The organism is Streptomyces sp. NBC_00454, assembly GCF_041434015.1.
Taxonomy (GTDB): Bacteria; Actinomycetota; Actinomycetes; order Streptomycetales; family Streptomycetaceae; genus Streptomyces.
In genome coordinates, this window is the sequence record NZ_CP107907.1 from 1,526,505 (window position 1) to 1,553,272 (window position 26,768).

Here is a 26,768-nt window from a genome sequence, read left to right on the forward strand (position 1 = left end):
TATGAGCAGCCTGCAGAGCGTTCCCACCCTGGGTTCGCACCCGACCGCCGGTTCGAACGCGAGCCGCGCCGAGACCCGCGAGCAGTTGGCGAAGGCCACGTACGACCTGCTCGTCATCGGCGGTGGGATCCTGGGCACCTCGGTGGCCTGGCACGCCGCGCAGTCGGGTCTGCGGGTCGCCATGGTGGACGCCGGCGACTTCGCCGGCGCCACTTCCTCGGCCTCCTCCAAGCTGGTCCACGGTGGCCTGCGCTACCTGCAGACCGGTTCGGTCAAGCTGGTCGCGGAGAACCACCACGAGCGCCGGGTGCTGGCCAAGGACGTGGCCCCGCACCTGGTCAACCCGCTCACGTTCTACCTGCCGGTGTACAAGGGCGGCCCGGTGGGCGCCGCGAAGCTGGGTGCGGGCGTGTTCGCGTATTCGGCGCTGTCGGCCTTCGGCGACGGCATGGGCAAGATCATCTCGCCGGCCCGGGCGGCCGCGGACAACCCGGGTCTCAAGACGGACAACCTCAAGGCCGTCGCCGTCTACTACGACCACCAGATGAACGATTCGCGGGTCGCCGTGATGACGGTCCGCGCGGCCGTGGAGTCGGGCGCGGTCGTCCTGAACCACGCCGAGGTCACCGGTCTGCGCATGACGCGCGGCCGGGTCTCCGGCGCCGAGCTCAAGGACCGTCTGGACGGCACCGAGTTCGGTGTGGACGCGCGGGTCGTGCTCAACGCCACCGGCCCGTGGGTGGACCACCTGCGGCGCATGGAGGACAAGCACTCGATGCCGTCCATCCGGCTGTCCAAGGGCGCGCACATAGTCATGAAGCGCAAGTCGCCGTGGAAGGCCGCCATGGCCACCCCGATCGACAAGTACCGCATCACCTTCGCCCTGCCGTGGGAGGACCAGCTCCTGCTGGGCACCACGGACGAGGTCTACGAGGGCGACCCGGCGGACGTGCGTGCCACCGAGGCCGACATCCAGCAGATCCTGGACGAGGCGGCCTTCTCGGTGAAGGACGCCGATCTGGACCGTTCCCTGATGACGTACGCCTTCGCGGGCCTGCGGGTGCTGCCCGGCGGCCCCGGCGGGGTCGAGAAGGCCAAGCGCGAGACGGTCGTCTCCGAGGGCGCGGGCGGCATGCTGTCCGTGGCCGGCGGCAAGTGGACCACGTACCGGCACATCGGCCGGGTGGTCATGGACAAGCTGGCGAAGCTGCCGGGGAGCCCGCTGACCGAGGACATGGAGCCGGTGAAGTCGCTGGTGCGCCGGATCGCGCTGCCCGGTGTCGCCAACCCGAACGCGGTGGCGCACCGGCTGCTGGTGGACCGGGAGCCCGGTTCGCGGATGGACCCGCTGACCGCGCGCCACCTGGCCTCGCACTACGGTTCGCTGGCCTTCGACATCGCGCGGCTCGCGAACGAGGACCCGGCGCTCGCGGAGCGGATCCACCCGGACGGTCCGGAGATCTGGGCGCAGGTCGCCTACGCCCGGGACAACGAGTGGGCCGAGACGGCCGATGACGTGCTGCGCCGCCGTACGACGGTGACGGTCCGCGGCCTGGACAGCGCCGAAGTGCGCGGCCGGGTCGAGGAGATGCTGGCCGACAAGGCATAACCGGCTACGTGAGCGGGCAGAGGGGCGGTTCCAGGGGGAACCGCCCCTCTGTCGTGGGCTGTGGCTGGCGTCCCATCAAGGCTTAGGCTGACCCACGTACGCAAGGGAACTTCGGAAGGAGACCTGGGTGATCGAGCTTGAGGGCGTGCCCGAGCTGATCGACCCGGTCATGGTGGCCGCGTTCGAGGGCTGGAACGACGCGGGTGACGCGGCCTCCGGTGCGGTCGCGCACCTGGACCGGGAGTGGAAGGGCGAGGTCTTCGCGGCTCTGGACGCCGAGGACTACTACGATTTCCAGGTCAACCGGCCGACGGTGTGGCTGGACAACGGGGTACGGAAGATCACCTGGCCGACGACCCGGTTGTCGGTGGTCCGGATCGGCGGTGCGAAGCCGCGCGATCTGGTCCTGGTGCGGGGCATCGAACCGTCCATGCGGTGGCGGTCGTTCTGCAACGAGATCCTGGGCTTCGCCCACGAGCTGGGCGTGGAGATGGTCGTGATCCTGGGCGCGCTGCTCGGGGACACCCCGCACACGCGGCCGGTGCCGGTCAGCGGGGTCACCTCGGACGCGGACCTGGCGCGGACGATGGATCTGGAGGAGACGAAGTACGAGGGCCCGACGGGCATCGTGGGCATCCTGCAGGAGGCCTGCACCCATGCCGGGGTCCCGGCGGTGTCGTTGTGGGCGGCGGTGCCGCACTACGTCTCCCAGCCGCCGAACCCGAAGGCGACGCTGGCGCTGCTCAACCGCCTGGAGGATCTGATCGACATCCGGATCCCGCTGGGCGAACTCCCGGAGGACGCGCGGGCGTGGCAGGTGGGCGTGGACCAACTGGCGGCCGAGGACAGCGAGGTGGCGGAGTACGTCCAGACGCTGGAGGAGGCCCGGGACACGGCCGATCTGCCGGAGGCATCCGGGGACGCCATTGCCCGGGAGTTCGAGCGGTACTTGCGGCGGCGGGACCCTTCCACGGGCGCGGAGCCGGGTGACGGGTCGTACCTGCGGGACACCTCGGGTGGTCTGCCGCGTCCGCCGAAGCGGAAGGCGGACCCGGAGCCGGATCCGGAGCCCCCGGCCGCGGGCGGGGAAGAGGGTGCTCCGCCGGAGGCGTGAGCGGCACATGGGGATGCCCCCGGCCCGATGGGCCGGGGGCATCCCCATGTCCGGCGGTGGTTACAGCGCCACGCCCAGCAGCGCGTCCACCGTGCGGGAGACCAGGCCGGGGGCGGACTCGTCGTCGCCGTCGGTGGCGATCTGGAGCTCGACCCAGCGGTCCACCGCCGCGAGAGCAGCAGGCGCGTCCAGGTCGTTGGCCAGGGCTTCGCGGACCTCCTCGACCAGGGCGTCGGCGGAGATGCCGTCCGGGCGGGAGACGGCCGCGCGCCAGCGCTCCAGGCGGGCCACCGCCTGGGCGAGGACCTCGTCGGTCCACTCCCAGTCCGCGCGGTAGTGGTGCGAGAGCAGGGCCAGGCGGATCGCCGCCGGGTCCACTCCCGCCCGCCGCAGGGCGGACACGAAGACCAGGTTGCCCTTGGACTTCGACATCTTCTCGCCGTGCAGGGCGACCATGCCGGCGTGTACGTACGCCTTGGCCATGGGGAACTCGCCCGTCAGCACCTGGGCGTGCGAGGCGCCCATCTCGTGGTGCGGGAAGGCGAGGTCGGAGCCGCCGCCCTGGATGTCGAAGGTCATGCCCAGGTGGTCCAGGGCGATGGCCACGCACTCGATGTGCCAGCCGGGGCGGCCGCGGCCCAGGGAGCCGCCGTCCCAGCTGGGCTCGCCCGGACGGGCGGCCATCCACAGCATCGGGTCGAGGGGGTTCTTCTTGCCGGCGCGGTCGGGGTCGCCGCCCCGCTCCGCGGAGAGCAGGCGCATGGCTTCGGCGTCGAGGTTGGAGACCTTGCCGAAGTTCGCGTCGGACTCCACCGAGAAGTAGACGTCGCCGTCGAGCTCGTAGGCGGCGCCCGCGTCCCGCAGCCGTTCGACCAGGGGCACGATGCCGGGTATGGCTTCGACCGCGCCGATGTAGTGCTGCGGGGGCAGCATCCGCAGGGCGGTCATGTCCTCGCGGAAGAGGGCCGTCTCGCGCTCGGCGAGCTCGGTCCAGTCCTGGTTGTCGCGCAGCGCCCGCTCCAGGAGGGGATCGTCTACGTCCGTGACGTTCTGGACGTAGAGGACCTGCCGCTTGGTGTCGAGCCACACGCGCTGCACGAGGTCGAACGCGTTGTAGGTGGCCGCGTGACCGATGTGCGTCGCGTCGTACGGGGTGATCCCGCAGACGTAGATTCGGGCGACGGGACCGGGGGCGAGGGTGATCGTCCCCTGGGTCGCGGTGTCGTGGATCTGGAGGTCGCGGCCCTTGCCAGGCAGGGCGGGGACCTCAGAAGCGGGCCAGGCATGCATGCGTCGAGCGTAACCGGACGGGTGTTCCGAAAACGAACCGGACCTGCACTGTTGTCTTGATCGGCGCTCTTGCGCCATGGCCGGTTGTATGCGTACGGGGCCTGCGGTGCGCGGTCGGGCTCGGACCCCGCTCAGACGCGCCCTGAAGGGCTCAGACGCGCTCGGGCAGGCGGGCTCAGACGGGCGGCCAGGGGATCGCCGGCCACTGTCCCGACGGCTGCGGGTGCCTGCCGGTGCGCAGCAGCAGGGCCACCCGGGCCCGTACGGCGGCCAGCTCGGCGGTGGTGACCAGTTCCGCCAGTCGGGTGGCGAGGGGCTCTCCTGCGGCCAGCCGGGCCTCCAGGGAGGTCAGCATGGACCGGGCCTCCCCGGTCAGTGGCTCCCCCGCCCATCCCCAGAGCAGGGTGCGCAGTTTGTCCTCGGTGTGGAAGGTCACTCCGTGGTCGATGCCGTAGAGGCGTCCGTCGGGGGCGGGCAGCAGGTGGCCGCCCTTGCGGTCGCCGTTGTTGATGACGACGTCGAGGACGGAGAGCCGGCGCAGCCGCTCGTCGTCGGCGTGGACCAGGAGCGCGGTGCGGCCTTCGCCGACCTCGGCGAAGGCGACGGGCTTGTAGCCCTCCCCGGCTTCCTCGCCCTCCACGAGCGCGAGGAGTCCGGCCGCGGGCTCCTGGGTCTCCCCCGTCTCGATCCACTGCTGGACCATGCCCTCGCCGTAGGGTCCGTCGCGGAGCACGGTCGGGGGCACCAGCCCCCAGCCGGTGGCCTCGGAGACCAGGTAGGAGGCGACCTCGCGCTGGGCGAGGTTGCCGTCGGGGAAGTCCCACAGCGGGCGCTCGCCCTTGACCGGCTTGTACACGCAGTCGGCGCTGACGCCCTCGTGGGTGACATTGCACAGCAGGACGGCGTTGGACGCCTCGCGGATCCGGCCGACGACCGTGAGCTCGCCGTGGGCCAGCAGCTCTTCCAGTTCCCCCGTGGTGTTCACGCCTGGCGCCGGTAGCCGTTCTGGCGCGGGCAGACGTGCCCTTCCGGGTCCAGCGGGAGGCTGCACAGCGGGCACGGGGGCCGGCCGGCGTTGACCACGTCCAGGGCCCTCTTGGCGAAGGCCCGGGCCTGGGCGCCGGAGAGGCGCACGCGCAGCATGGGCGGGCCGTTCTCCTCGTCCTGCAGGAGCCGCTCCTCCGCCTCGGCGAGGTCCTCTTCGGAGTCCGCGTCGAGTTCGACGAGGGCCTGCGCTTCGACGATCATGCGCTGCTCCTCGCCGTCCCAGGCCAGGGCCATGGTGCCGACGCGGAACTCCTCGTCGACGGGGACGTCCAGGGGCGCGGTGTCGGTGACTTCGGCGGGGGCCACGGCCGGGACCGGGGCATTGCCCCCGGTGCGCCGTACGACCTCGTCCAGCAGCTCGTCCATCCGCTCGGCGAGCGCCGCGACCTGGGTCTTTTCCAGGGAGACGCTGGTGACGCGAGGGCCGGCGGAGGCCTGCAGGAAGAACGTACGGCGTCCAGGCAGCCCGACGGTGCCCGCGACGAAGCGGTCCGGCGGGTCGTAGAGGAACACCTGACGGGGCACGTCCAGTCTCCAAGTGTCCGGGGTCCCCGGACGGGATCCGGGGAGGCAGGGGCAGGGCTGGGCCCATGGGTTGGCCCGTCCAGCCTACTGCGCCGTTCGATCACACCGCGCCCGCGCCGCCCCCCACGACCGCTTCGCCGCCCGCTTCGGCCGCGTCCTGGGAGGCGGCGGGGTCCCCGGCCGGGGTTTCGCGGGGCGTGAAGGAGGCGAAGTCGCCGGTGTCGCCGAGCCGGAGCAGGAACGGCCGGGTCGGGGTGTAGCGGATCGCGGTGACCGAGCAGGGGTCGACGTGGATCCGCTGGAAGAGGTCGAGGTGCATGCCGAGGGCGTCCGCGACAAGGGACTTGATGATGTCCCCGTGCGAGCACATCAGGAAGACGGCGTCGGCGCCGTGCTCCTCCTCGATGCGCGCGTCCCACTCCCGTACGGCGTCCACGGCGCGGGCCTGCATGGCGCGCATGGACTCGCCTCCGGGGAAGGCGGCGGCCGACGGGTGCTGCTGGACGATGCGCATCAGGGGTTCTTCGGAGAGTTCGGAGAGTTTGCGGCCCGACCAGTCGCCGTAGTGGCATTCGCCGATGCGCTCGTCGGTGTGGAGTGCGAGTCCGGGCCGGGCGGCCAGCAGCGGGGCCAGGGTCTGGGCGCACCGCTCCAGCGGGCTGGTGACGGCGGCGGCGAGCGGTACCCCGGCGAGCCGTCCGGGGAGCGCCGCGGCCTGCTCCTCGCCGCGTTCGTCGAGGTTCACCCCCGGGGTCCATCCGGCGAGCAGTCCGGCGGTGTTGGCGGTGGACCGCCCGTGTCGTACGAGGATCAGCGTGGCCATGCGGCCAGCCTATGCGCTCGCGGCGGTGTGCGGTCGGGGTGCGGGCAGGGAAGAATGCGCAGGTGATTGTGGACTGCGCGATGTACCGGAACGGCCGCCGCTCCCAGGCGCCCGAGGACTTCTCGGATGCCCTGGACGAGGCGCGGGCGACCGGCGACGCCTTCCTGTGGGTGGGCATGCACGAGCCTACGGAGGCGGAATTCGAGCACGTCAGTGCGGAGTTCGGGCTGCACAAGCTGGCCGTGGAGGACGCGCTGACCGCGCACCAGCGGCCGAAGCTGGAGGTTTACGACGATTCGCTCTTCGTGGTGCTCAAGCCGGTGCGCTACGACGACAACGCGGACAGGGTGAGCACGGGCGAGCTGATGGTGTTCATCGGCGACTCGTTCGTGGTCACGGTCCGGCACGGCGAGGGGGCCGCGCTGGCCGCCGTGCGCCACCGGCTGGAGCAGGAGCCGGAGGTGCTCAAGCACGGTCCGACGGCGGTGCTGTACGCGGTCTCGGACGCGGTGGTGGACCACTACATCGAGGTGGCCGCCGAGCTCCAGGCGGATCTGGAGGAGCTGGAGGCGGAGGTGTTCTCGCCGAACCCCGCGGACACCAAGAACACGGCGGCCCGGATCTACGGCTTCAAGCGGCAGGTCCTGGAGTTCCGCCGGGCGACGAGCCCGCTGCTGCAGCCGATGGACCGGCTGGCCTTCGGGAGCGTGCCCTTCGTGCACGAGCACGCCCAGCCGTTCTTCCGCGATGTCGCCGACCACCTGACGAAGGCCAACGAGTACATCGAGGGCCTGGACCGGCTGCTCTCGGACGCGCTGGCCGCGCATCTGGCGCAGATGGGGGTCCGGCAGAACGACGACATGCGCAAGATCTCGGCCTGGGCGGCGATGGCGGCGGTCCCGACCATGGTGGCGGGGATCTACGGCATGAACTTCGAGCACATGCCGGAGCTCAAGCAGGGCTGGGGCTATCCGGTGGTGGTCGTGGTGATGGTGGCCCTGTGTCTGGGGCTGCACCGCATGTTCAAGCACCGCGGCTGGCTCTGACGCGCAGGCGTCCCGCAAGGGTCCTCAGGCGAACTCGGGCGCCGTCGTCGGTACGCCGCCCAGCGCGTTCCTGCGCTCCGGCGGGCGCAGGGCGACCATCCGGTGCCAGCCGCCGAACCGCTCGTAGGCGTACGTCCCGCGGATCCCGGCGGCGAGCGCGGCGGCCTTGGGTGCGGGCCAGTGCAGCAGGCGTCCCATGTGGCCCATGACGGCGAGGCTCACGTCGCGGTAGACGGCGATCTCGGCGAGCGCGCTCTCGCGCAGCACGCGGTGGATGGTCCGGGCGTGGCCGGCGCGGGCGAGGCGCAGGAGTTCCTCGTGGCAGTAGGCGAGGTGGTTGTCCTCGTCCGCGCTGATCATGCGGACGGCCTTGCCGAGGTCGGGGTGGTCCCCGAAGTGGCGGACCAGCATGACCATCTGTTCGGCGGCGCGCTGTTCGGTGACCCGGCTGTGGGCGAGGTAGACGACGATGTCGTCCTCGCTCAGGGCCCGCTGCCCGCGCAGGGTCTCGTGCGCCAGGCCGATGCCGCGGCGCTCCAGCAGCATCGTGTAGTCGGTCTCGGGCGGTACGGGTACGGGCGCCAGGCCGCGCTTGCGCAGCAGCGCGTTGAAGATCCTGCCGTGCTTGTCCTCGTCGGCCCCGTGCCGGGTGATCTTGGGCGCGAGATCGCGCATGGAGTCGGGGACCAGTGCCGCGATCCGGGCGTTCTCCCAGCCTCCCTGGGCCTCGCCGCCGGCGGCGATGGAGCAGAACAGCTGGAAGGAGTCGTCGTGGTCGACGATCTCCTGGAACAGGCTGCGTGCGGAGAGCATGCATCGAGTCAAAAGCCGATCGGCGGACCGGGCAACCGGGTGCGCCGTGGGGTTCGGCCGAATGAACGAGCGCGACCGGTGGGCCGGGATGCGTAACCCCGCGGGCACCGGACGCGTTGTTGGCTGTGTCGGCCGTGGCGGGGAAGACCCCCCGAGCCCCCACCACGGCCGCAGAGCATGCGGCTCCGGTCCGTCAGGCGAGGCCCGCGATCTCCATGGCCTCGGTGCCGGCGCGCAGGGCGGCGATCCGCTCGTCCAGGGTGAAGCCGGCCGGGGCGAGCGTCAGGGTGGTGACGCCGGCCTCCGCGTAGGCCCGCATCCCGTCCGCGATGCGCTCCACCGGGCCCAGCAGGGTGGTGGAGTCGATCAGCGAGTGCGGGACGGCGGCGGCCGCGCCCTGCTTGTCGCCCGCCAGGTACTTGTCCTGGATCTCGGCGGCTTCCTTCTCGTAACCCATGCGCTGGGCGAGCTGGTTGTAGAAGTTCTGCTTGCGGCTGCCCATGCCGCCCACGTACAGGGCGGTGTACGGGCGGAACATGTCCGCGAGAGCGGCCACGTCCTCGCCGAGGGCCAGCGGCACGGTCGGGCAGACGTCGAAGCCGTCCATCGTCAGCCCGGCCTTCTCGCGGCCCGCGCGGATGTGCGTGAGCGCGGTGGCCTCCAGGTGCTCGGCGGCCGGGAAGATCAGCAGCGCTCCGTCGGCGATCTCGCCGGTCTGCTCCAGGTTCTTGGGTCCGATGGCGGCGATGTAGAGCGGAATGTGCTCGCGCTCGGGGTGCACGGTGAGCTTGAGCGGCTTGCCCGGGCCGCCGGGCAGCGGCAGGGTCCAGTGCTCGCCCTCGTAGGACAGCCGCTCGCGGCTCATCGCCTTGCGGACGATCTCCACGTACTCCCGGGTCCGGGCGAGCGGCTTGTCGAACTTCACCCCGTACCAGCCTTCGGAGACCTGCGGTCCGGAGACCCCGAGGCCGAGCCGGAAGCGGCCCTTGGTGAGGGAGTCGAGGGTGGCGGCCGTCATCGCGGTCATCGCGGGCTGGCGGGCCGGGATCTGCAGGATCGCGGAGCCGACGTCGATCCGCTCGGTCTGGGCGGCGACCCAGGCCAGGACGGTCGGGGCGTCGGAGCCGTAGGCCTCGGCGGCCCAGCAGACGTCGTAGCCGAGGCGGTCGGCCTCCTGCGCGACGGCGAGGTTGTCGGCGTCCATGCCGGCGCCCCAGTAACCGAGATTGATGCCGAGCCGCATGTGCAGTCCCCTTAGCGGTCAGTACTCATGAGTAACGTCAGTCTGCGGGGACTGTAGCGCGCCCGGGTGCCCCGCGTCAGTGCCGCAGTAGTCTCAGCCCTCATGGAGCAGAGGCATCTCGGCCGCACCGGACTGCGCGTCTCCCGGATCGGTCTCGGCACACTGACCTGGGGCCGGTCGGCGGACGGACCGGACGAGGCGGAAGCCGCCGCGCAGTTGAAGACGTTCTGGAACGCGGGCGGCACCCTCGTCGACACGGCCGACGTGTACGGGGGCGGGGAGGCGGAGTACCTCCTCGGGCAGTTGATCGGTTCCGTCGTGCCGCGGCGGGATCTGGTGATCGCCACGAAGGCGGGCGGGGTCGCGGACCGGGACCGCCCCTTCGACTGCTCCCGCGGCCACCTCCTGGCCGCCCTGGACGAGTCCCTGGCCAGGCTGAACACGGACTACGTCGACCTCTGGCAGGTCCACGCCTTCGACCCCGGGACCCCGCTGGAGGAGACCCTCCAGGCGCTGGACCTGGCGGTCAGCAGCGGCCGGGCGCGGTACGCCGGGGTGTCCAACTTCAGCGGCTGGCAGCTGGCGAAGGCGGCGACCTGGCAGATCGCCGCCCAGGGGGTACGGACCCGGCTGGCATCGACCCAGATGGAGTACTCCCTGCTCCAGCGGGGCGTGGAGCGCGAGGTCGTCCCGGCCGCCCTTGACCTGGGCGTATCCCTCCTCCCCTCGTCCCCCTTGGGCCGGGGCGTCCTGACGGGCAAGTACCGGGGCGGCACCCCGGCCGACTCCCGGGGCGCCTCGGAAACCCTGGCGGCCTTCGTGGACCCGTACCTGGACGACGCGGCGAGCCGCATCGTGGACGCGGTGGCCACGGCCGCCCACGGACTGGCGGTGACCCCGCTGCAGGTGGCCCTGGCATGGGTCCGGGACCGTCCGGGGGTGGCCGCCCCCATCGTCGGAGCGCGGACATCGGCGCAGCTCGGGGCGGCCCTGTCGGTGGAGACGCTTAGTCTTCCGGAGGAGATCCGCCGAGCCCTGGACGACGTCTCGGCGCCTGTCCACCGCTATCCCGATCAGGACTGGAGCACCTTGTGAGCGAGACCGCAGCCGCGGAAACCCCGGCCACCCCCGGCCCCGAGGCCGGCCCCGCCGACACCGCTGCCGCGGAGGCCGTTGCCGCCGAGGCCGGTGACACCGAGGCCCCGGAGCCGGGCGAAGCCGCCAGCTCCGAGGCCGGTGACACCGCCACCGGGTCCGGCGAAGCCGATAGCTCCGAGGCCGGCGGGTCCGGCGAGGCCGATGGCGCCGAGGCCGGTGGTGACGAGGCCCTGGGGTCCGGCGAAGCCGACGGCACCGAGGCCGGTGACACCGCCACCGGGTCCGGCGAAGCCGAGGAGGTTCCCGCCGCAGGGGCGCCCACCGCCGCGTCCGGCGAAGCCGGTGACAGCGCCCCTGAGCCGACGCCTTCCGGCGAAGCCGGGAGCAGGGACGGGGAGTCGGACGACGCCGAGCCCGCCGCGACCGCCGGGGCGACCGCCCCCGAGCCGGACCCCGGCGGAGCCGGGAGCGGGGACGGGGCGGATGCCGGTTCGTCCGGCGAAGCCGGGAGCGGAGACGGGTCTGGGGCGGAGCCCCAGGGAACGGTGGAAGGGCGGGTAGGGGAAAGCCCCGCAGGGCCCACCGACCCCGACGGGCCCGTCGAAGGCACGGCGGACGGAGCCGACCCGGCGCAGGCCGACGCCGAGTCCGGGACCGGGTCCGCCACCGAGGCCAAGCCCGCGCTGAGCGAAGCGGCGGCGGAACTGGCCGCGCAGAAGATCGAGCGGGAGCGCATCGCCCGGCGCAAGGCCGAGCGCGAGGCCCCCATCGAAGCCGGGGCGAAGCTCAGCGGGACGGCCGCCGATCTCCTGGCCGCCGTACGGGCCATGGAGAGCGGCGTCCGTCCCCCCGCCCCGCTCCACCGCCCCGCACCGGCACAGCCGCAGGCACACGCACAGCCGCAGGCACAGGCGGCACAGCCGGAGGCCCCCGCGCCCACGCCGGAGCGCGCACCCGCCCCCACGCCGACACCCTCGCGGGAGCCCTCCCCCGACCCCGACGCCGTCCAGGCGCTCCGCACCCTCCTAGCCCGTGGCGGGGCCCCCGAGTCCCTGGCCCCGCAGGCGGCCCTCGCGCTCGGCGCCGACGCGGCCGGGCAGCTCGCCGAATCCCCCTGGCGGCTCCTCGCCGTCGCCGGGGTCCGCCCGACCCAGGCCGACGGGTTCGCCCGCGCCCTCCTCGGCCCCGAAGAAACCGGCCCCGGGGACGAGCGGCGGGCCGCCGCCCTGGTGGGCTGGCTGCTCGGCCAGGCCGCCGCCAAGGGACACACGGTGCTGGACGCCCCCACCCTGGAGTCCGCCCTCGCCCAGTACGGCGTGCCCGACCCGGCAGAGGCGCTGGAGGCGGCCGTCGGGGACGGAGCCGTCCTCAGCTTCGAGGAGCCGGTGGGCCCGCCCGTAGCCGAGGACGAGGAGCAGCCCGTACGGATCCTCGTGGGCCTGGAAGGCTCCGCCATGGCCGAGGAGAGCCTCGCCGAGGGCCTGGCCCGGATCGCCAACACCTTCACGGACCCCGCCGACTGGGACAAGGCCGCCGGCGGCAACGGCCCCGGCGCCGAGTTGATCCGGGCGGTCGCCGCGCACGGCCTGGTCACCCACACCGGCGGCGAGGCCGCCCGCGCCGAGCCCTTCGCCCTGCTCGCGGCCGCCCGGGAGGCCGGCCTGCGGGCCTGGCTGGCCGCGCACGCCCCGGCCGCCGAAGGCGCACAGGGTGCCGGGGGCGCGGTCACCGTGGCCGGTCTGCTGGCCGGCGCCGAGGGCCCCGGCCGGGATGCGGACGGGCAGTTCGCGCTGGACCTGCTCATCGTCCTCGACGTCCCGCAGCTGGACGTGGAGACGGCGGCCGCGCTGGTGGAGTCCGTGCCCGACGGCGCCCGCCTGGTGCTGTCCGGCGATCCCGGGGTGCTCGGCAGCGCCGGCCCCGGCCGGGTCTTCGCCGATGTGCTCGCGGCCCGCGCCTTCCCCCAGCTGGTGTCCCGCGTCCCGGATCCCGGCCCGATCGGCGAGCTGGTCTCGGGGGTCGGGATCGGGGAGCTGAACCAGGTGGACGCCCCCGGCAAGGAGGTCGTCATCGTTCCGGTGCGCGACGCCGGGGAGGCCGTGCACCGCACCGTGCAGCTGGTCTCCGAGTCGGTGCCCCGCGCCTTCGGGATCCCGGCGGACGCCGTCCAGGTCATCACCCCGGGCCACGGCGGCTCGGCGGGTACCCGGGCGCTCAACGCCGCCCTCAAGGAGCGGCTGAACCCCGGTCCCGGCCGGTTCGGCGGCTTCGACCCGGGGGACCGCGTGGTCCACGTGCCGTCCGCCGGGCGGGCGCTGCCGGCCCGGGTGGTGTCGGCCGACGCGCAGGGGCTGCATCTGGAGGCCGCCGCGGGCGCGCGGATCCTCGTACCGAAGGAGCGGGTGGAGTCCCAGGTGCGGCACGGCTGGGCCGTGACGGCGCACCAGGCCGTGGGTTCGCGCTGGCCGGCCGTGGTCGTCGTCCTGCCCGGGGACGCGGCGCAGGCCCTGTCCCGGGAGTGGGTGTACACGGCGTTCGGGCGCGCCGGGCGCCACCTGTCGGTGGTGCACGGGGTGGACCAGGCTCTGCCCCGCGCCGTCGCGGAGGTGCCCCCGAAGCCCCGTACGACCCGGCTGACGGGCCTGCTCCGGGCGCTCGCCGCGGCGGCGCAGGCGCAGCCCGAGTAGGAGACGCGCCGCGGCCCCCGTCCCGGGTGGGACGGGGGCCGCGGCGTTCGCCGTGCGCGGGGTCCGGTCAGGCCGGGGTGAGGCCCGGCTGGGCCGCCTCGTCCTCGGCGTCCTCGGCGTCCTCGTCTACGTACTCGCCGTCCTGCTCCTCGTCGAAGACCGAGCTGACGTCGAAGCGGTGCATCACGTCCTGCGGATCGATGTGCGTGAAGGGCGCGCTCAGCCACTCCCCCGGTTCCGTGAGCTCCTCCGAGGCGGCGATCCAGAGCGTGGAGTCCCCCTCCTCCAGACCGAAGTCCTTGGCACGGGAGGCGATCTCGTCCGGCTCGTACTCGCCGAAGAGGACCCCGATCGCGTCGGCGGTACCGCCGTCCTGGTCGAGTTCGGCTTCGCGGTCGTGCGCGACGACCCGCTCGGCCTGGGCGATCAGGCGGGCTGGTTCGACCACGGCGTAGTCGCGGCGGATGAGCACGCTGAAGGCGGCGGGCTCGGCGGGCCCGGTGTACGGGAGCCCGTCCTCGGGAGTGGGGATCTCGAAGGGGGTGACCTCGTCGTAGCGGTCGTAGAGGAGTTCGTCGTACTCCTCGGCGGCGGCGGCGAGTTCGTTGAACGCCGTGTAGACGTCCGGGTCATCGTCCCCGGTCCTGCTCTCGACCGCGGCGAGGTGACGGTCGAGCGCGGCCTTGACCGCCTCGGCGGCGGCGCGTACCTCGGCAACAGTGGGCAGAGCGGCATCAGACATAGTGCAGACGCTATCCGTAGCAGGGCTCCGCACGCACAATAGATGCGATGCCGGAATACGAATTTGTCGACCTGTACGTGCCCCGAGGGGTTCCACGCCAGGAAACGACCCGCCTGTTGACCGATCATGCCGAGTACGGGCATTGGGAGCTCGACCGGCTGACGCTGCTCCGGGACGGCAGTCGCCGTGTCCGACTGCGCCGCCGGATCATCCGCCAGGTCCGCGCGACCTGGTGACCCGGATCCGCGTCGCGGGTGCCTCCCGGCCGTGGCCGGCGGGCACCCGCGATGCGGAGGGATTCCGGGTGAACAGCCGTCAGGCGGCCTTGCGCGCCCGGCGGTAGAGCACGGCGCCCGCCAGCAGCATGCCCGCGGCCAGGGGCACTCCGGCGGTGAGGACGTCACCGGCGCCGGTCTCGGCCAGTCCCCCGGCCGGGGTTGAACCCGTACCAGGGCCGGTTCCCTGGGCGGGGTACGTGACCGGGGTCACCGATCCGGCGCCGACGCCCGTGCCTGTGCCCGGGCCGGTGGGCGTTCCCGGCTGCCCGGTGCCGGGAGTACCGGGGTTCCCCGGGTTCCCGCCCGGATTGCCCGGTGTACCGGGGCCGCCGGGGTTCCCGTGGTCGCCCGGGGTGCCGTGATCGCCCGGCCCGCCCGGATTGCCGTGGTCACCCGGCGTGCCGTGATCGCCCGGGGTACCCGGGTTCCCGTGGTCGCCGGGGGTGCCGTGGTCACCCGGGGTACCCGGATTGCCGTGGTCACCCGGCGTGCCGTGGTCACCCGGGGTACCCGGGTTCCCGTGGTCGCCGGGGGTGCCGTGGTCACCCGGGGTACCCGGATTCCCGTGGTCACCCGGCGTGCCGTGGTCACCCGGTGTGCCCGGGTTCCCGTGGTCGCCCGGGTGCCCCGGGTGGTCGTCCTCGTCGCACGGCTCGTCCGGGTTGCCCGGGTGCTCGGGGTGGTCCGGGTGCTGCGGGTGGCCCGGTCGGCCCGGAACGTTCGCGCAGCGGTTGCCGAAGGCCGGGTTCAGGGCCCCCACCACCGTCACCGTGTTCCCGCAGGCGTTCACCGGTGCGTCCACGGGTGCCTGAACGGTGTTCCCGGACAGCAGGCCCGGTGAGTGCGCGGTGTGGCCGGAGGCCGCGGAGTCCGCGTGTGCGTATCCCCCGCCGATCGCGAGCAGACCCCCCGCGGCCGCCATGGTGATCAAGGTCTTCTTGCCGGTGACCTGTACCTGTCGTCGCATCTGTACTTCGTCCCCTGGTGTGCGTGGTGCACGCGCACGCGCGCGCACGCTCGGCCGGCGCACTGGCCGCACAGGCTCCCCCGCCTGGTGCGCCGGAAGATCGATGTCGGGCCGTAAAGCCCGGCGGCCCCGGAGCGCTGGAATGCGCTCCGGGGCCAAGAACTTCAGAAACTTCAGGCGTTGACGCAGGTGTTGCCGAAAGCCGGGTTCAGCAGACCGATCACGGAGACCGTGTTGCCGCAGACGTTCACGGGAACGTGGATCGGAACCTGGACGACGTTGCCGGACAGGACACCGGGGGAGCCGATGGCCGCACCCTGGGCACCCGCGTCGGCGACAGCCAGGCCCGCACCCGCGAGAACCAGACCACCGGTGACAGCCGCAGCGGCGGCAACCTTCTTGAACATTGTTCCTCCTAGTAGGCAAGCGCGGTCCCAGCCGCGGACCGCACCACCTGTAACGAGGAGGGATCACCAGGGCTACGAGCGTATGAGCGCATTCACTCTTCTCAGTGGAATCCGCACACCTTCCCGATTCCCAGGCGTTAAGTACCTCCCGGTTCCTCCCGATCCCCAGGGATCCCGTCAGGAACCGTCAGGACTCGTCGATGAACCGGTCGAGCACGCGCACGCCGAACTTGAGGCCCTCCACCGGCACCCGCTCGTCCACCCCGTGGAACATCCCGGCGAAGTCCAGCTCCGGCGGCAGCTGCAGCGGCGCGAAGCCGAAGCAGCGGATGCCGAGGTCGTCGAAGGACTTGGCGTCCGTACCGCCGGAGAGCATGTACGGGACCGCGCGCGCGATCGGGTCGTGCGCCTTGAGGGCGGTCTGCATGGCGTCCACGAGCCTGCCGTCGAAGGAGGTCTCCAGGGCCTTGTCCCCGTGGACGTCCTCCCGCTTCACGCGCGGGCCCAGGATCCGGTCGAGGTCGGCGAAGAACTCCTCCTCGTAGCCCGGCAGGAAGCGGCCGTCCACGTGGGCGGTGGCCTGCCCCGGGATGACGTTGACCTTGTAGCCGGCGCCGAGCATGGTCGGGGCGGCCGAGTTGCGCAGGGTCGCGCCGACCATCTTGGCGATGCCGCCGAGCTTGGCGAGCGTGGCCTCCATGTCGTCCGGGTCGAGCGGGGTGCCCAGCGCGTCCGAGAGCTCGTCCAGGAAGTGGCGCACGGTCTTGGTGACCCGTACCGGCCAGGTGTGGCGGCCCAGGCGCCCCACGGCCTCGCACAGCTCGGTGATGGCGTTGTCGTTGTTGGTCATCGACCCGTGGCCGGCGGTGCCCTCGACGGTGAGCCGCATCCAGTGCATGCCCTTCTGGGCGGTCTCCACCAGGTACAGCCGCAGGTTCTCGTTCACGGTGAAGGAGAAGCCGCCGACCTCGCCGATCGCCTCGGTGACCCCCTCGAAGAGCCCCGGGTGCTTGTCGACGAGGTGCCGGGCGCCGTAGGTGCCGCCCGCCTCCTCGTCGGCGAGGAAGGCCAGCACGATGTCGCGCGGGGGCTTGCGGCCGCTGCGCATGCGGTCGCGCACGACGGCCAGCGTCATCGCGTCCATGTCCTTCATGTCGACCGCGCCGCGGCCCCACACGCAGCCGTCGGCGATCTCGCCGGCGAAGGGGTCGTAGGTCCAGTCGGCCGCGTTGGCGGGGACCACGTCGGTGTGCCCGTGGATCAGCAGCGCCGGACGCGAGGGGTCCTCGCCCTCGATGCGCGCCACGGTCGAGGCGCGCCCCTTGTGCGATTCGAAGATCTGCGGCTCCAGCCCGACCTCGGCGAGCTGCTCGGCGACCCACTCGGCCGCCTTGCGCTCGCCGGGGCCGGAGTGGTCCCCGTAGTTGCTGGTGTCGATCCGGATGAGGTCCCGGCAGAGGTCGACGACCTCGTCCTCGCCGGATACGGTCCTGCCCGCGCTCGACTCGCTCACGCTGCTTCCTCCCACTGACCACTGATCGGTACCGAACTGCCTCCCATCCTCCCGCTCCGGGCCGCTGTGCCCAAGGCCGGACCCGGCCGTCGGGGGGTGTGATCGAGGACCCCGGAATGTTTGGTAATGTTTTCCACGTCGGAACGGCCCGCGAGGGACGCGAGACAGACACCTTGTCCGGGTGGCGGAATGGCAGACGCGCTAGCTTGAGGTGCTAGTGCCCTTTATCGGGCGTGGGGGTTCAAGTCCCCCCTCGGACACCAACGCGAAACCCCACTTCACGTGGGGTTTTCTGCGTTTGTGGGGCACGGGGCGGGCGAAGGCCCGGTGGGGATATTCTGGGGAAGTGAATGAGAATCTTCCTCCTTGCCCCAAATGTTCCTGCGAGTACACCTACGAGATGAACGCGCTCGTGGTGTGCCCCGAGTGCGGTCACGAGTGGGTGCCCGCCGAAGAGGACGCGCAGGCCGCGACGGGCTCCGGGGAGCGGGTCGTGAAGGACTCCGTGGGCAATGTGCTCAGCGACGGGGACACCGTGACCGTGGCCAAGGCGCTCAAGGTCAAGGGCAGCCCCTCGGGGATCAAGGCCGGCACGAAGGTCCGTAACATCCGGCTCATCGACGGGGTCGACGGACACGACATCGACTGCAGGATCGACGGCTTCGGCGCGATGCAGCTCAAGTCCAGCGTGGTCAAGAAGGCCTGACCGCAGGCGGATGTGAGGAGAGGGGCCCCGCTGTGGCGGGGCCCCTCTCCTCGTTTCCCGTGCCGGTCGGGCTCGGTCAGTCGCCCGGGATGGCCTCGGCCGCCTGGTCGAGGCGGAAGGCCTCGTTGCCCAGGCCGATGCGGGCGTGCACCTCGGGGCGCGAGGAGCGCAGGAACAGGCCGTACGCCAGGCCCGCCGCGGCCGCGGCGCCGATGATGCCGGGCAGCACCCAGCTCAACGCGGAGCCCTCTTCGGCGGCGACCAGGACGCCGAAGTCCCTGACGGTGTAGACGGCGATGGCGAGCAGCGCGATGCCGGCCAGGCCCGCCGCGACGAGCCGCCAGACCTGGGCACCCGCGGTGCCCCGGCGGACGAAGAAGGCGATGACGGCGAAGGAGGCCGCGGCCATCAGCAGGGTCACGCCGAGGGCGCCGACGCTGCCCATCCAGGTGAACAGGTGCAGGACGGGCGTGGTGGGGTCGCCGGCCGGCAGGTCGTCGGTGAACGCGAAGGCGAGGACGACGACCACGGAGATCACGGTCTGCAGGAGCGAGCCGGTGGCGGGGGCGCCGGTACCGGCATTGGTGCGGCCGAAGGAGGCCGGCAGCAGGCCCTCGCGGCCCATCGCGAAGGCGTAGCGGGCGACGACGTTGTGGAAGCTGAGCATCGCCGCGAACATGCCGGTCACGAACAGGACGTGCAGGGCGTCGGTGAAGGCGGTGCCCAGGCGGCTCTCGGTGAGCTGGAAGAGCAGGCCGGGGCCGGCTTCGGCGGAGGCCTTGACCACCTCGCCGGGGCCGGTGGCGACGGTGAGGGCCCAGGCGCTGAGCGCGAAGAAGAGGGCGACGAAGCCGACGGCGAGGAACATCACCCGGGAGACCACGATGTGCGGCTTGCTGGTCTCCTCGGCGTAGACCGGGGACTGCTCGAAGCCCACGAAGGCGGCGATGCAGAAGCACAGGGCGGTGCCGAGGCCGGCGCCGCTGAGGGTCGCGGGGTCGAAGGCGTGCAGCGAGAGGCCGTCGGGGCCGGGCTTGCCGAGGGCGGCGACGTCGAAGATGACGACGAGGACGACCTCGATGAGCAGGAGGACGCCCAGCACCTTGGCGTTGAGGTCGATCTTGAGCCAGCCGAGGGCGCCGGTGAGGGCGACGGCGGCCAGGGCCGGTATCCACCAGGCGAGCGTGATGTCGAGGTAGGTGGCGAAGAGGCTGGAGACCTCGAAGCCGAGGATGCCGTAGACGCCGACCTGCATGGCGCTGTACGCGACGAGGGCGACGAGCGAGGCGCCGGCGCCGGCGGTGGGGCCGAGCCCGCGCGCGATGTAGGCGTAGAAGGCGCCGGCGTTGTGGACGTGCCGGCTCATCTCGGCGTAGCCGATGCTGAAGAGCGCGAGGACGACGCCGAGGATGACGAACAGCAGGGGCTGTCCGACGATGCCCATGACCCCGAAGGTGGTGGGCATGACACCCGCGACCACCATCAGGGGGGCGCTCGCGGCGAGTACGGAGAGCAGCAGGCCCGCGGTGCCGAGGCGGTCGGCGCGCAGGGCGCGGTCCTGGCCCTTGTACGTGCTGATCTCGGCCGGGTCGGTGAGCGTGGTGGATCTGCCCGTCGGCATGGCGGGTGGTCCTTTCGGCGGGGAAGTCTTGCGGGGCGGGGACGAGCGGGAGGAGCGGAACGAGCGGGACTGCAGCCGCGGGCGGCCCGGGCGGAGGTTCAGGTGCCCAGCGCGGCGCTGCGGGCGGCGAGGAAGGCCTTGTGCGGGTCGAGGTCGGGGTAGGACCACGGGGCGCGGGTGGCGTGGCTGCCGATGCGGTGGAAGAGGGCCGCGGCTTCGGCAGGGCGGCCCTCGCAGAGTTTGGCGTGGGCCAGGAAGTTGAGGTCCACGCGGTTGCGGGGGTGGTCCTCGCGCTCCCACTCCAGCCACCAGTCGAAGGCGGAGCGCAGCACTTGTCGGGCGCGGCGGCCGGACCAGTGTGCGGCGATCCCGTCGGGGGTGTGGCCGTGGACGGCGGCGAGGACCCGGTAGCGCTCGGCGTGGGCGATGACCGGGAGGACGGCGAGCGGGGAGTCGGCCGGGGATTCCTCGGCGGCCCAGGCGGCGAAGTCGTAGACCTCGTGGAGCGGGTCGTGGCCGGAGCCGGGGTTGCGCTCGGCCAGCAGGGAGACCATCAGGTGGTGGGCGTGGTGGTGTTCGCGGTGGCGGGCCCGCACCTGGTCGAAGTGGCGGCTGAACTCCTCTTCGGTGCCGAAGGCCCGGCTCAGGAGCAGCAGGCCGAGCCAGGGGGTGGGGTCGGCGGGGAAGAGGGCGGCGGCCCGGTGGCAGGCTTCCTCGGCAGCCTCGGGGGTGCCCTTGCGGCGCAGGGCGGTGAAGACGGCCGCGCAGGCGAGGAGGGTGACGGCGTCGGCGCTCTCCGGTTCGGCGAGGAGCCATTCGCCTGCCCAGGCGGTGGCGGCCGGGGTCTCGGCGAGGACGACGAGGCGGTGGCCGCGGCGGTCCCAGTCGTCGCCGGTGGCCACCAGGAGGGAGCGCGCCCTGGCCCAGCGGCCCTGGGTGAACTGGGTGCGTACGTCGACGAGTTCGGAGTCGCAGAGCGCCGGATCGAAGAGCTGGGCGTCCCGCTTGCGGGCGCGGCCGAGGGGCGGCGGAGGCGGAGACATCCGCGGTTTCCCTCCAAGGCGCGGGCGGTTGGGCGGCGTTGCCGAATGATCACGCACAGCAAAGCGGTACGCACAGCTCCGCGTCAAGGTCCAGTCCACTGGCTGGCGCGTTTCAACTGGTCCGAAAAGTTGCGGAGTTGACTGAGTTACGCCTCTTCGCGGCCGGGTCGCGACGGCCCGGGCGGTGCGCGGCCGGGCTCTCGGGGTGGGCCCGCGGCGGCCCGTGACCTGGCAATGACGGGTGGGTGGCGGGCGGGCGCGGACGCCGCCCGATGTCGGCCGGCTGTACTGGAGGTGACGGACGCGGGAGCGCCGCGTCTCGGGACGTGGACCGCGCGCTCGCCCCCGCGCGGGGCGGGGGTCGCGCGTCAGTGGCCGAATGGTGCGCGTCCCACGGGGAGCTGCGCCACCGCCCGGTCACCCGGCCGCCCCGACCCCGGCCGGGGACCCCTCAGCCCACCCCTCAACCCACCGCCCGGCCCGCGGCGCGGCCGGCTGCGCGGCCCGAGAAGATGCAGCCCCCGAGGAAGGTGCCCTCCAGGGCCCGGTAGCCGTGGACGCCGCCGCCGCCGAAGCCCGCGGCCTCGCCCGCCGCGTAGAGGCCCGGCAGGGGTTCGCCCGTCTCCGTCAGGACCCGGGAGGAGAGGTCGGTCTCCAGTCCGCCCAGCGATTTGCGGGTCAGGATCGAGAGTCGGACGGCGATCAGCGGGCCCGCCGCCGGGTCCAGGATCCGGTGCGGGGCGGCGGTGCGGATCAGCTTGTCGCCGAGGTACTTGCGGGCTCCGTGGATCGCCGTGACCTGGAGGTCCTTGGTGAAGGGGTTGGCGATCTCCCGGTCCCGGGCGACGATCTCCCGGCGGACCGTCTCCTCGTCGAGCAGCCCTTCCTTCGTCACCGCGTTCATGCCGCGCACCAGGGCGGCGAGGTCCTTCTCGACGACGAAGTCGGCGCCGTTGTCCATGAAGGCCTTCACCGGGCCGGGTACGGCCTGGCGTGCGCGGTCGATGACCCCGCGGACCGACTTGCCCGTCAGGTCGGGATTCTGCTCGGAGCCCGAGAGCCCGAACTCCTTGCCGATGATGCGCTGGTTGAGGACGAACCAGGTGTGGTCGTGGCCGGTCTTCATGATGTGGTCGAGCGTGCCGAGGGTGTCGAAGCCCGGGAAGAGCGGTACGGGCAGCCGCTTGCCGGTGGCGTCCAGCCAGAGCGAGGACGGGCCGGGCAGGATGCGGATGCCGTGCTTGGCCCAGATCGGGTTCCAGTTCTCGATGCCCTCGGTGTAGTGCCACATCCGGTCCTTGTTGATGTGGCTGGCGCCCGCCTCCTCCGCGATGCCCAGCATCAGGCCGTCCACGTGCGCCGGGACCCCGGAGAGCATCCGCTCGGGCGGGGTGCCGAGCCGCGCCGGCCACTGCTTGCGCACGAGGTCGTGGTTGCCGCCGATGCCGCCGCTGGTCACGATCACGGCCTGGGCGCGCAGGGAGAACTCCCCGGCGCTCTCGCGTCCGCTCGCGGTGCCCCGTACGGCGTCGGACGGGGCCAGGATCTCGCCCGTCACGGTGTCGAGGGTGCCGCCGGTGCGCGCGAGCCCGGTGACCCGGTGACGGAACTTCAGCTGGACCAGGCCCCGGGCCACCCCGGCGCGGACCCGGCGTTCGAAGGGGGCCACCAGGCCGGGGCCGGTGCCCCAGGTGATGTGGAAGCGGGGGACGGAGTTGCCGTGGCCGTTCGCGTCGTAGCCGCCGCGCTCCGCCCAGCCGACGACGGGGAAGAAGCGGACCCCCTGGGCGTGCAGCCAGGGGCGCTTCTCGCCGGCCGCGAAGTCCACGTAGGCCTCGGCCCAGCGGCGCGGCCAGGCGTCCTCCTCGCGGTCGAAGCCGGCGGTGCCGGCCCAGTCCTGGAGGGCCAGCTCGCGGGTGTCCTTGATCCGCATGCGGCGCTGCTCGGGCGAGTCGACGAAGAACAGGCCACCGAAGGACCAGTGCGCCTGGCCGCCGATGGACTGTTCCGGCTCCTGGTCGAGCAGGATGACCTTGCGGCCGGCGTCGACGAGCTCGGCAGTGGCCACGAGGCCCGCGAGCCCGGCCCCGATCACGATCACGTCTGCGTCGTACGTCATGTGGAACCCGTCCTCCGTCGGTGGTGGGGCGATCCTTTGCTACGGAGCGGTAACCAGTCAACAGGAGCGAGGGGACGAAGGTATGGGCGCGGCCGACGAGGTACTGGACGTGGTGGACCGGGAGGACCGGGTGACGGGGCAGGCCCGGCGCGGCGAGGTGTACGCGGCCGGACTGATCCACCGGTGCGTGTTCGTGCTGGCCAGGGACGAGCGGGGGCGGGTGTTCGTGCACCGCCGGACGGCCTCGAAGCTGGTCTTCCCCTCGCACTACGACATGTTCGTGGGCGGCGTGGTCGGGGCCGGCGAGAGCTACGCCGGGGCCGCCCTGCGGGAGGCGGAGGAGGAGCTGGGGGTTTCGGGGCTGGCGCAGCCGGAGCCGCTGTTCAAGTTCCTGTACGAGGGTCCGGGCGGGGCCTGGTGGTCCTACGTGCACGAGGTCCGCTGCGAGCTGCCGGTCCGGCCGCAGGCCTCGGAGGTGGCCTGGCACACGTGGCTCCCGGAGGAGGAGGTCGCGCGGCGGGTCGAGGACGGCTCGTGGCCCTGGGTGGCGGACGGCCTGGCGGCGTACCGGCGGCTGCGGGAGTTCCGTGCGGATGGCCGGTAGGCCAGTAGATTGGGGCAGGTGATCGACTTTGGCAGGGACGTACGGCTCTGGTTCGCACCGGAGCGGGTGAAGGAAGAGGGCGAGACCCCCGACTACCGCTTCTCGCTGGCCAACGAGCGGACCTTCCTGGCCTGGATCCGGACCGCCCTGGCCCTGGTCGGCGGCGGTTTCGCCGTGGACCAGTTCCTGCCCGACCTGCGGTGGGGGGTCCGCGTCGGCATGGCCTTCGCGCTGCTCGCGGTGGGCGGGGCCTGCGCGCTGCGGGCGGTGAACCACTGGGTGCGGTGCGAGCGGGCGATGCGGCGCGGCGAGGACCTGCCACTGTCCCGGTTCCCGGTGGTGCTGAGCCTGGGGGTCGGGCTGGTCGCGGTGGCGATGGTCGTGGTCGTGCTGCTGGGCTGGACCACGGGTCGGTGAGCGGCGGAGCGGGGAGCGGCGGGGCCGTGAGCGGCAACGACGCCGCGGGCGGCGACGGACCCGGCGGCCGGGACGCGGGGCTGCAGCCGGAGCGGACCCGGCTCGCGTGGCGGCGTACGACGCTCTCGTGCGCGGTGGCGGCCGTACTGGCGCTGCGCCAGGCCCTGCACAAGAACGGCTCCCCGGTGGAGCTCGCCGGGGTGGCGGTGATCGCACTGGTCATGCTGGCCTTTCTGGGGGTGGCGCACCGGCGGATGCGGGAGCTGGCGGCGGCCCGGCCGGCCGGGCTGAGCCCGAATGCGGCGCTCGCGGCGACGGCGTGCACGGTGGCGCTCGCCGTGTTCGCGATGGCGGTCATCATCTGAGCCGAAGGACCGATGGTCAGCCTTTCGCGCCACTCCGGCGCGCAGCGGACACAACGGGCGAACCGGGTCGCCCGGCACTAGCGTCGGCGCCATGACGACCATGCACCGAGAGCACCCCACGCACGAGCACTCCCACGCGCACGGCCCCGACTGCGGCCACACGGAGGTCGAGCACGGCGACCACGTCGACTACGCGCACGACGGCCATCTGCACCGCGAGCACTCCGGCCACTGGGACGAATGCGAACCGGCCAAGCACACCGAGCACGGCGGGCACGAGCACGCGCACGGCTCGGACTGCGGGCACGCTTCCGTCCCGCACGGCGACCACGTCGACTACCTGCACGACGGACACCGGCACGCCGTGCACGACGGACACTACGACGATCACTGACGGCCTCTGACGGCCCCCGGGGACCCCCGGCGGGCCGCCGGGGGTCCCTTGTCCACAGGCCGAGCCCCCGCCCTCCCCCCGTGCCGCCGCGACTGGCAGGATGCCGACAGCCCGTCACAGCGACCCGGGGAGAGCGCAGATGCCCGTAGAAGAGCCGTACCTCGTCCAGCCGGCGGACGGGGTGTACGCCTACGTGCAGCCCGACGGCGGCTGGTGCCTGAACAACGCGGGCTTCGTGACCGGCGGCGGCCGGACCCTGCTGGTCGACACGGCCGCCACGGAGCGGCGGGCGCTGGCGCTGCGCGCCGCGGTGGAGGCCGCCGGCGCACCGCTCCCCCGCACGGTGGTCAACACCCACCACCACGGCGACCACACCTACGGCAACGGCGTGTTCGCCCCCGAAGCGCTGATCCTGGGGCACGACAACGCGCGGTCCGAGCAGCTCGCCGCCGGGCACCAGCTGGAGATGATCTGGCCGGCGACCGACTTCGGCGCGATAGACATCACCGCCCCCGACCTGACGTACAGCGACCGCATGACGCTGCACGTAGGCGAGACCGAGGTCCAGGTGATCCACCCCGGGGTCGCGCACACCACCGGCGACTCGGTCGTGTGGCTGCCCCGGCAGCGGATCGTGTTCACCGGGGACCTGGTCTTCGCGCAGGGCACTCCGTTCCTGGCCATGGGTTCCCTGGCCGGGTCGCTGCGGGCCCTGGAGCTGCTGCGCTCGCTCGGCGCGGAGACGGTCGTACCGGGGCACGGGCCGCTGACGGATCCCGGTGCCTACGAGGCCACCGGGCGCTATCTGCGGTACGTGGCCGAGCTGGCCCTGGAGGGCCGCGCGAAGGGGCAGAGCCCGCTGGAGGTGGCCCGGCAGGCCGATCTGGGCGAGTTCGCGGCCTGGCGGGAGAGCGAGCGGCTGGTGGCGAACCTGCACCGGGCGTACGCGGAGCTGGCCGGTGAGCCCGAGGGGGCGGCGCTGGACATCCTGACGGTGCTGCGGGACATGACGGTGATGAACGGCGGGACGCCGATCCTCTGCCACGCCTGATGTGGGGCGGGCCCGGACGCCGGCGGGCCCGAACGCCGGGGGCCCGAACGCCGGGGGCCCGGACTCCGGGGGCCCGCTTTTTCCGGCGACCGGTGGGGGTGTTCCCCGGTCCACCCACTGGACGGCATACCGACTGGTCGGCATGATGGGTCGCGTTCGTTCCGTCTTCGTCAACTCCGTACGGAGGTGCGCACCATGACCTCAGCCCCGGGACCTTCCCCGTCCCACCCGCGAGGCCTCGATCTGGAGCAGCTGCGCGGTCATCTCGACCGGGTGCGGCCGGGGCTCGTGGCCGGGCCGCTGACCGGCCGACTGATCGAGGGCGGCCGCTCGAACCTGACCTACGAGGTCGGCGACGGGACCTCCCGCTGGGTGGTGCGCCGGCCGCCGCTGGGGCACGTGCTGGCCACCGCGCACGACATGCGGCGCGAGCACCGGGTCATCGAGGCGCTGCACGGCACGGCGGTGCCGGTGCCGGAGCCGCTGCTGCTGTGCGAGGACGAGGCCGTGCTGGGCGCGCCGTTCTACGTCATGGAGTTCGTGGACGGGGTGCCGTTCCGGACGGCCGGCCAGCTGGCCGCGCTCGGCCCCGAACGGACCCGGCGGGCGGTACTGGGCCTCGTGGACACCCTGGTCGACCTGCACGCGGTGGACCCTGAGGCGGTGGGGCTGGGCGACTTCGGCCGCCCCGAGGGCTTCCTGGACCGGCAGCTGCGCCGCTGGGGCAAGCAGCTCGCGGCCTCCCGCGGGCGGGAGCTGGCCGGGATCGACGAACTGCACGGCGCGCTCGGCCGCGCCCTGCCCGACTCCCCCGCCCCGACCGTCGTGCACGGGGACTTCCGGCTGGACAACGTGCTCATCGGCGGTCCGGACGACACGATCCGGGCGGTGCTGGACTGGGAGATGTCCACGCTCGGCGATCCGCTGACCGACCTCGGGCTGCTGGTGATGTACAGCTCGGACCTGGGGCTGACCGACTCCCCGGTCAGCACGACCAGCGGCGCTCCGGGCCATCCGGCGCCGACCGAGCTGATCGAGCGGTACGCCGCCCGCTCCGGCCGGGACACCGGCGCGATCGCCTGGTACACGGCCTTCGCCTGGTTCAAGCTCGCGGTGATCCTCGAGGGCATCCACTACCGCTACACGCTCGGGCAGACGGTGGGCGCGGGCTTCGACCGGATCGGCGAGCTGGTCCCGGTCTTCATCGAGCACGGTCTGACCACCCTCCAGGAAGGCTGAGGAACAC

General features: G+C 72.8%; 26 protein-coding genes and 1 tRNA gene. 14 read left to right on the forward strand and 13 right to left on the reverse strand.

The features are described 5' to 3' along the window. The first annotated feature begins 1 nt into the window (after position 1). Positions 2–1,609 carry a glycerol-3-phosphate dehydrogenase/oxidase gene (locus tag OHU74_RS07115; RefSeq protein WP_330295574.1) on the forward strand — a complete coding sequence of 536 codons (1,608 nt, stop codon included), beginning with the start codon at positions 2–4 and terminating at the stop codon, positions 1,607–1,609. Positions 1,610–1,736: 127 nt separating this feature from the next. Continuing rightward, complete coding sequence (locus tag OHU74_RS07120; protein ID WP_371615106.1) at positions 1,737–2,723, forward strand: PAC2 family protein; 987 nt, start codon at positions 1,737–1,739, stop codon at positions 2,721–2,723. A 60-nt stretch (positions 2,724–2,783) separates the two neighbouring features. Here OHU74_RS07120 and mshC read toward each other — a convergent pair whose 3' ends face one another. The 4 genes from mshC to OHU74_RS07140 all read right to left on the reverse strand — a co-directional run bounded on the left by mshC (position 2,784) and on the right by OHU74_RS07140 (position 6,408). After that, positions 2,784–4,013 carry a cysteine--1-D-myo-inosityl 2-amino-2-deoxy-alpha-D-glucopyranoside ligase gene (gene mshC / locus OHU74_RS07125; protein WP_371615107.1) on the reverse strand — a complete coding sequence of 410 codons (1,230 nt, stop codon included), beginning with the start codon at positions 4,011–4,013 and terminating at the stop codon, positions 2,784–2,786. A gap of 175 nt (positions 4,014–4,188) precedes the next feature. Next, positions 4,189–5,031: an SCO1664 family protein gene (locus OHU74_RS07130; RefSeq protein WP_371619593.1), complete on the reverse strand. Its 843-nt coding sequence runs from the start codon at positions 5,029–5,031 to the stop codon at positions 4,189–4,191. Beyond that, the gene (locus OHU74_RS07135) at positions 4,995–5,585 is read right to left on the reverse strand and encodes a DUF3090 domain-containing protein (protein ID WP_330295577.1); all 591 of its coding nucleotides are present in this window, start codon (positions 5,583–5,585) and stop codon (positions 4,995–4,997) included. The genes OHU74_RS07130 and OHU74_RS07135 overlap by 37 nt, the downstream gene beginning before the upstream one ends. Positions 5,586–5,685: 100 nt before the next feature. Further along, positions 5,686–6,408 (reverse strand): histidine phosphatase family protein, encoded by a 723-nt coding sequence (locus OHU74_RS07140; RefSeq protein WP_371615108.1) that lies wholly within the window; start codon positions 6,406–6,408, stop codon positions 5,686–5,688. 11 nt (positions 6,409–6,419) lie between these two features. On the opposite strand from OHU74_RS07140, the gene corA reads away from it, so the two are divergent. Next, positions 6,420–7,454 (forward strand): magnesium/cobalt transporter CorA, encoded by a 1,035-nt coding sequence (corA, locus tag OHU74_RS07145; RefSeq protein ID WP_371615109.1) that lies wholly within the window; start codon positions 6,420–6,422, stop codon positions 7,452–7,454. Between the two features lie 24 nt (positions 7,455–7,478). On the opposite strand, the gene OHU74_RS07150 is transcribed toward corA, so the two are convergent. Further along, positions 7,479–8,267 (reverse strand): ferritin-like domain-containing protein, encoded by a 789-nt coding sequence (locus OHU74_RS07150; RefSeq protein ID WP_371615110.1) that lies wholly within the window; start codon positions 8,265–8,267, stop codon positions 7,479–7,481. A 193-nt stretch (positions 8,268–8,460) separates the two neighbouring features. Then, positions 8,461–9,510, reverse strand: coding sequence for an LLM class F420-dependent oxidoreductase (locus OHU74_RS07155; protein ID WP_371615111.1), 1,050 nt, complete (start codon positions 9,508–9,510; stop codon positions 8,461–8,463). 102 nt (positions 9,511–9,612) lie between these two features. On the opposite strand from OHU74_RS07155, the gene OHU74_RS07160 reads away from it, so the two are divergent. Together OHU74_RS07160 and OHU74_RS07165 are read left to right on the forward strand one after the other, a co-directional pair. Continuing rightward, positions 9,613–10,605, forward strand: a complete 993-nt coding sequence (locus tag OHU74_RS07160; RefSeq protein WP_330295581.1) for an aldo/keto reductase — start codon at positions 9,613–9,615, stop codon at positions 10,603–10,605. Between the two features lie 233 nt (positions 10,606–10,838). Then, positions 10,839–13,295 (forward strand): ATP-binding domain-containing protein, encoded by a 2,457-nt coding sequence (locus OHU74_RS07165; RefSeq protein WP_371619594.1) that lies wholly within the window; start codon positions 10,839–10,841, stop codon positions 13,293–13,295. Between the two features lie 67 nt (positions 13,296–13,362). Here the strand turns inward: OHU74_RS07165 and OHU74_RS07170 are convergent, their stop codons facing one another. Beyond that, entirely contained in the window at positions 13,363–14,037 is a 675-nt protein-coding gene (locus OHU74_RS07170) for a hypothetical protein (RefSeq protein WP_371615112.1), read from the reverse strand. Positions 14,038–14,084: 47 nt separating this feature from the next. Here OHU74_RS07170 and OHU74_RS07175 point away from each other — a divergent pair, with 47 nt between their 5' ends. After that, entirely contained in the window at positions 14,085–14,273 is a 189-nt protein-coding gene (locus OHU74_RS07175; RefSeq protein ID WP_112452273.1) for a DUF5703 family protein, read from the forward strand. Positions 14,274–14,352: 79 nt separating this feature from the next. Here the strand turns inward: OHU74_RS07175 and OHU74_RS07180 are convergent, their stop codons facing one another. The 3 genes from OHU74_RS07180 to OHU74_RS07190 all read right to left on the reverse strand — a co-directional run bounded on the left by OHU74_RS07180 (position 14,353) and on the right by OHU74_RS07190 (position 17,202). Continuing rightward, positions 14,353–15,282: a chaplin family protein gene (locus OHU74_RS07180; RefSeq protein WP_371615113.1), complete on the reverse strand. Its 930-nt coding sequence runs from the start codon at positions 15,280–15,282 to the stop codon at positions 14,353–14,355. Positions 15,283–15,455: 173 nt separating this feature from the next. Further along, positions 15,456–15,689, reverse strand: a complete 234-nt coding sequence (gene chpH, locus OHU74_RS07185) for a chaplin ChpH (RefSeq protein WP_330295584.1) — start codon at positions 15,687–15,689, stop codon at positions 15,456–15,458. 187 nt (positions 15,690–15,876) lie between these two features. Next, positions 15,877–17,202, reverse strand: coding sequence for a M20/M25/M40 family metallo-hydrolase (locus OHU74_RS07190; protein WP_371615114.1), 1,326 nt, complete (start codon positions 17,200–17,202; stop codon positions 15,877–15,879). A 175-nt stretch (positions 17,203–17,377) separates the two neighbouring features. On the opposite strand from OHU74_RS07190, the gene OHU74_RS07195 reads away from it, so the two are divergent. Both OHU74_RS07195 and OHU74_RS07200 read left to right on the forward strand, forming a co-directional pair. Beyond that, positions 17,378–17,465 (forward strand) — tRNA-Leu (locus tag OHU74_RS07195). 83 nt (positions 17,466–17,548) lie between these two features. Further along, a complete protein-coding gene (locus tag OHU74_RS07200) occupies positions 17,549–17,908 on the forward strand; it encodes a zinc ribbon domain-containing protein YjdM (protein WP_371615115.1) in 360 nt (119 codons plus the stop codon). A 76-nt stretch (positions 17,909–17,984) separates the two neighbouring features. Here the strand turns inward: OHU74_RS07200 and OHU74_RS07205 are convergent, their stop codons facing one another. From OHU74_RS07205 to OHU74_RS07215, 3 genes are all read right to left on the reverse strand, one after another. After that, the gene (locus OHU74_RS07205) at positions 17,985–19,529 is read right to left on the reverse strand and encodes an APC family permease (protein WP_371615116.1); all 1,545 of its coding nucleotides are present in this window, start codon (positions 19,527–19,529) and stop codon (positions 17,985–17,987) included. Positions 19,530–19,627: 98 nt separating this feature from the next. Next, the gene (locus tag OHU74_RS07210; protein WP_371615117.1) at positions 19,628–20,572 is read right to left on the reverse strand and encodes a hypothetical protein; all 945 of its coding nucleotides are present in this window, start codon (positions 20,570–20,572) and stop codon (positions 19,628–19,630) included. 463 nt (positions 20,573–21,035) lie between these two features. Continuing rightward, on the reverse strand, positions 21,036–22,691 hold the full coding sequence (locus OHU74_RS07215; RefSeq protein ID WP_371615118.1) for an FAD-binding dehydrogenase: 1,656 nt from the start codon (positions 22,689–22,691) through the stop codon (positions 21,036–21,038). 82 nt (positions 22,692–22,773) lie between these two features. Here OHU74_RS07215 and OHU74_RS07220 point away from each other — a divergent pair, with 82 nt between their 5' ends. The 6 genes from OHU74_RS07220 to OHU74_RS07245 all read left to right on the forward strand — a co-directional run bounded on the left by OHU74_RS07220 (position 22,774) and on the right by OHU74_RS07245 (position 26,761). After that, positions 22,774–23,295, forward strand: a complete 522-nt coding sequence (locus OHU74_RS07220) for an NUDIX hydrolase (RefSeq protein WP_371615119.1) — start codon at positions 22,774–22,776, stop codon at positions 23,293–23,295. Between the two features lie 18 nt (positions 23,296–23,313). Further along, complete coding sequence (locus tag OHU74_RS07225; protein ID WP_371615120.1) at positions 23,314–23,712, forward strand: YidH family protein; 399 nt, start codon at positions 23,314–23,316, stop codon at positions 23,710–23,712. 26 nt (positions 23,713–23,738) lie between these two features. Further along, positions 23,739–24,077: a DUF202 domain-containing protein gene (locus tag OHU74_RS07230; protein WP_371615121.1), complete on the forward strand. Its 339-nt coding sequence runs from the start codon at positions 23,739–23,741 to the stop codon at positions 24,075–24,077. A 91-nt stretch (positions 24,078–24,168) separates the two neighbouring features. Then, on the forward strand, positions 24,169–24,471 hold the full coding sequence (locus OHU74_RS07235) for a hypothetical protein (protein ID WP_371615122.1): 303 nt from the start codon (positions 24,169–24,171) through the stop codon (positions 24,469–24,471). A 139-nt stretch (positions 24,472–24,610) separates the two neighbouring features. Then, positions 24,611–25,522 carry an MBL fold metallo-hydrolase gene (locus OHU74_RS07240; RefSeq protein WP_371615123.1) on the forward strand — a complete coding sequence of 304 codons (912 nt, stop codon included), beginning with the start codon at positions 24,611–24,613 and terminating at the stop codon, positions 25,520–25,522. A gap of 195 nt (positions 25,523–25,717) precedes the next feature. Beyond that, positions 25,718–26,761: a phosphotransferase family protein gene (locus tag OHU74_RS07245; protein ID WP_371615124.1), complete on the forward strand. Its 1,044-nt coding sequence runs from the start codon at positions 25,718–25,720 to the stop codon at positions 26,759–26,761. Positions 26,762–26,768: the final 7 nt, after the last annotated feature.